General features: G+C 73.1%; 3 protein-coding genes and 1 tRNA gene. 1 reads left to right on the forward strand and 3 read right to left on the reverse strand.

The annotated features are described in order from the left end of the window. Window positions 1–21: 21 nt before the first annotated feature. Window positions 22–225: a hypothetical protein gene (locus FNQ90_RS21005; RefSeq protein WP_182607790.1), complete on the reverse strand. Its 204-nt coding sequence runs from the start codon at window positions 223–225 to the stop codon at window positions 22–24. Between FNQ90_RS21005 and FNQ90_RS21010 the strand changes: the two genes are divergently transcribed. Next, the gene (locus FNQ90_RS21010) at window positions 224–652 is read left to right on the forward strand and encodes a MazG-like family protein (protein ID WP_407699409.1); all 429 of its coding nucleotides are present in this window, start codon (window positions 224–226) and stop codon (window positions 650–652) included. The genes FNQ90_RS21005 and FNQ90_RS21010 overlap by 2 nt on opposite strands. Before the next feature lie 158 nt (window positions 653–810). Here FNQ90_RS21010 and FNQ90_RS21015 read toward each other — a convergent pair. Continuing rightward, window positions 811–883, reverse strand: a tRNA-Lys gene (locus FNQ90_RS21015). Between the two features lie 302 nt (window positions 884–1185). Next, window positions 1186–2036 (reverse strand): SDR family oxidoreductase (locus FNQ90_RS21020; RefSeq protein WP_182607788.1); only part of this gene is annotated, 851 nt, incomplete at its 5' end.

Below are 2036 nucleotides of genomic sequence, written 5' to 3' on the forward strand. Positions count from 1 at the left end.
CCACCGCCCCGCCCGCCGACCTCATCCGCCCGGGGTCGGGGGCGTGCCCACCTCCGGGCGCGGCCGGTCCGCGGGGTCCCGCAACAGTTGCCGATCGTGCGTCGCCACCACCACGGCGGCGCTCGTGGTCCGGAGCTCGGCGATCTGCTCCCGGCGTTCGGCGTCCCACGCGTCGAGCCGGGTCGCGGCCTGTCGGCGATACCGTCGCGACCGGAGGGCCCGCATGACCGGACCGGGCGCACCCCCGCGCACGAGCCGCACCCGGGCACGGGCCGCTGCCAACCTCCGGCGCATCCCGCCGGGGAACTTCGCCGGCCACGACCACGGAGCCCACCACATGGAACACCTCTGGCCCACCATCGACCGCCTCGTGCGGTGGCTCGACACCGAGACCGAGACCACACCCGAGGTCGCCCGGCTGCTGCGCGTGCTCAAGATCAGCGAGGAAGCGGGTGAGGTCGCCGAGGCGATCCACGGGGTGAGCCGCTCCAACCCCCGCAAGGGCGCCGGCCACACCTGGCAGGACGTGGAGAAAGAACTCTGCGACGTCATCCTCTCGAGCATGGTCGCCCTGCGCACCATCACCCCGGACGCCGAGAAGGTGTTCGCCGAACGACTGGACCACGTCGCCCAACGGTCGCTGACGTCCTGACCCGGGCGCTTCGCCCGGTTGATGGGGACACCGACGGGCCACCGGCCCGGCCGGCGGTTCCGACCGTTCGGCCGAGCGATGGCCGAGCAGGGGGCCACCAGGGGCCCCGAAACGGCAGCGACCCCGGGTCGGATGGCCTCCGACCCGGGGTCCGGCGGTAGGCCGTGTGGGACTCGAACCCACAACCAATGGATTAAAAGTCCACTGCTCTGCCAATTGAGCTAACGGCCCGCAGGGAGCAGCATAGCCGTCCGCCGTGGGCGGGTCGCGGGCGATTCCCCTCCGCGCGTGCCGGGTCGGTACACGTCCGGGCCGGGCCCGGACACGGGTCCCGGCCCGCGCGGCCCGGGGAAGAGGGGCCGGCGCGGGCCGGGGCGAGAGGCGGTCGAGGGATCCCGACCGTTCCCGGCGGCGCGGACACCACCGGGGCGGCCCCGGGAGGGACTCCGGGGCCGGTCCTCGGGGGCGGGCCGGGGCGGCCCGCCGGGCCACCGGAGCACGACCGGTGGACGAACCGACGCGTGTGCGGCGCCTCAGGGCAGCGGGGTGCCGCCGGTGGCGTTGACGATCTCCGCGGTGATGTAACTGGCCTCCTTGGACGCCAGGAAGACGTACGGCGGCGCCATCTCGGCCGGCTGCGCCACCCGGCCCACCGGGGCCCGGGCACCGAACTCCGAGGTCTCCGGGAGGGTGGAGGGGATCAGCGGCGTCCACACCGGTCCGGGAGCCACGCCGTTCACCCGGATGCCGCGCTCGATGAGCTGGGTGGAGAGTGACTGGGTGAAGTTCTTGATGGCCGCCTTGGTCATGGCGTAGTCCATCAGCGGCGGGGACGGCTTGTACCCCTGCACGGAGGTGGTGTTGATGATGCTGCCGCCCTCGGGGATGTGCGGCACCAGGAACTTCGTCAGCCAGAACATCCCGTACAGGTTGGTCTTCATCACGCGGTCGAACTGCTCGGTGGTGATGGCCTCGATGCCGTCGGGCTGGGCCATCTGGAAGGCCGCGTTGTTGACCAGGACGTCCACCCGGCCGAACTCCTCGACGGCGCGGTCGGCAAGCTCACGGCACTCCCGCTCCTCGCGCAGGTCGCAGACCACCGCGATCGCGCGGCGTCCGGCGTCGGTGACCAGGCGGGTGGTCTCCTCGGCCTCGCTCTTCTCCTCGGGCAGGTACGTGAACAGCACGTCGGCGCCCTCACGGGCGAAGGCCAGCGCCACGGCGCGGCCGATGCCGGAGTCCCCGCCGGTGATCACCGTGCACAGGTCGCGCAGACGGTCCGAGCCCCGGTAGGACTCCTCGCCGTGGTCGGGGCGCGGGCTCATCTCCTCGGTGTGGCCCGGCGGTTCCTGCTCCTGCTCGGGGAACTCGGGCCGGGGGTGGC

Source organism: Streptomyces alkaliphilus, from assembly GCF_014141535.1.
Classification (GTDB): Bacteria; Actinomycetota; Actinomycetes; order Streptomycetales; family Streptomycetaceae; genus Streptomyces; species Streptomyces alkaliphilus.

What these genes read in the sequence shown, in the direction of transcription:
- FNQ90_RS21010 (WP_407699409.1), top strand. Translation starts at nt 224, where the DNA reads ATGACCGGACCGGGCGCACCCCCGCGCACGAGCCGCACCCGGGCACGG.
- FNQ90_RS21005 (WP_182607790.1), bottom strand. Translation starts at nt 225, where the DNA reads ATGCGGGCCCTCCGGTCGCGACGGTATCGCCGACAGGCCGCGACCCGG.